This is a genomic window from Cellulomonas sp. ACRRI, from assembly GCF_022346185.1.
GTDB lineage: Bacteria > Actinomycetota > Actinomycetes > Actinomycetales > Cellulomonadaceae > Cellulomonas.
In genome coordinates this window covers 1-2177 of record NZ_JAKRMS010000236.1, presented here as the reverse complement: position 1 = coordinate 2177, position 2177 = coordinate 1, and the positions used below count along the sequence as shown (strand labels likewise).

Sequence of the window (2177 nt, the reverse complement as noted above, 5' to 3'; positions counted from 1 at the left end):
GCGCTCCGGTTGCCCCCGGCAAGCGCCCCTTGACCCTCACCCGAACGGGTGACCTACTGGCCCGACGACGCGACGGCCGACCGCAGGACGCACGGACGGCCGCGATCCCAGGGGGTTCGACGATGCACCCACGTTCCCGGCGCGCAGGCACGACCGCGGTCCTCGCGGCACTGGCCCTGACCGTTCCCGTCGGAGCCGCCGCGGCGGCCTCGCCCGACGACGATCCCGCGGTCGAGACCGCGGTCACCGAGGCCCTGCAGGAGGGCCAGTCCTTCCCGTCCGACTTCTGGTGGGACGAGTCGCCGGACGACACGGCCCGGGCGCGAGCGATCCTCCGGCAGATGACCCTCGACGAGAAGGTCAACATGATGCACGGGGAGCTGAACAACTTCTTCGGCTTCTACAACGCCCCGATCGAGCGGGTCGGCATCCCGGCCCTGACCATGGCCGACGGGACCGCGGGCGTGCGGATCGCGAATCCCGACGTCAACGGCAAGCTGTCCACCCAGCTCCCGTCGCCGCTCGCGCTGGCCGCGACGTGGGACGGCTCGCTGGCGCAGGAGTACGGCCGGCTGGCCGGCGACGAGGCGCACCGCACCGGGCACAACGTGCTGCTCGGTCCGGCGCTCGACATCGGGCGCGTGCCGCAGGGCGGTCGCAACTTCGAGGGCTTCGGCGAGGACCCGCTGCTGTCCGGGACCATGGCCGCCGCCGAGGTGCGGGGCATCCAGTCGAACCCGGTGATCGCCGACCTCAAGCACTACAACGTGTACACGCAGGAGCAGAACCGGCTGATCGGGGGCAACGCCGTCCTCGACGAGCGGACGCTGCAGGAGATCTACACCCGGCCGTTCGCGATCGCCCAGGCCGACGGCCGTGCCGGGTCGGCGATGTGCTCGTTCAACGGCATCAACGGCGTCCGCGGCTGCGAGAACGACGTGACGCTGAACCAGATCCTCAAGCAGCAGCTCGGCTTCCAGGGCTGGGTGATGAGCGACTACGGCGCCACGCCGAGCACCGTGCAGGCGGTCCTGGCGGGGATGGACCAGGAGATGCCGGGCAACTTCACCCCTGAGGTCGGGCCCGGTGACTGCTTCTTCTGCGGGCCGCTGCTCGACGCGGTGCGCGCGGGTCAGGTGCCGGTGTCGCGGATCGACGACGCGGTGCTGCGCATCCTGCGGCCGATGGTCGCCCTGGGCCTGTTCGACAACCCGCCGACCATCAGCCCGCTGCCCGAGGAGGCGAACTCCGCGTTCGCGCGGCAGGTGTCCGAGCGCGCCTCGGTGCTGCTCAAGAACGACGGCGCGCTGCCGCTCGGCGGGAACGTCGGGTCGATCGCCGTCGTGGGCGCCGACGCCGACGTCGTCACGCAGGGCGGCGGCTCCTCGCTGGTGAACCCGACCCGGACGATCAGCCCGCTCCAGGGCATCCAGGACCGGGTGGGGGCGGGCGTCACCGTCACGCACACGCCGGGCACCGACCCCGTGACCTCGGCGTCGCTGCTGGCCGGGCCGGACCTCATCCCGTCGGACTTCCTCACCTCGGCCCTGGGGGACGGCGCGGGCGTCCGTGTCGAGTACTTCGACAGCGCCGACCTGTCCGGCACCCCCGCGGTGGACCGCACCGAGCCGTACGCGGGCATCAACGGCGGGTTCTACCTGTTCGAGGGGCTCAACTCGCAGTCGCCGCACTTCCCGCTCCAGACCAACGAGCACACGGCGTCGATCCGGTGGACCGGCACGCTGACCGCCCCGGTGACCGGGACGTACGAGCTGGCCGTCACCACCAACGGCACCAGCACCGTGTACCTGGACGACCAGCCGGTGCTGACCACCGGCCCGTCCGGCGACCCCGCCGCGGTCACCACGGCGCCGGTCGAGCTGACCGCCGGCCAGACCTACGCGCTGCGGGCGGAGTACACCAACGACTCCCCGGGCGGCACCGACGCCGGCGCCGCGTTCCGGCTCGGCTGGACCCCGCCGGAGCCCGTCGTCACCCCGAGCGTCCAGGCGGCCGCGCAGGCCGCCCGGTCCGCCCAGGCGGCGGTCGTCGTGGTGCGGGACTACTCGTCCGAGGGCGGCGACCGCCCCAGCCTCGACCTGCCCAACGGCCAGGCCGAGCTGATCCGCCAGGTCTCAGCGGCCAACCCGCGCACGATCGTCGTGCTCGAGGTCGGC

1 protein-coding gene is annotated in these 2177 nt (G+C 72.8%); it reads left to right on the top strand.

Translation table 11 applies throughout. From position 1 onward, the window contains the following. Nucleotides 1-122 precede the first annotated feature (122 nt). On the top strand, nt 123-2177 hold a 2055-nt coding region (locus MHY85_RS20840; protein WP_239200353.1), incomplete at its 3' end, for a glycoside hydrolase family 3 N-terminal domain-containing protein.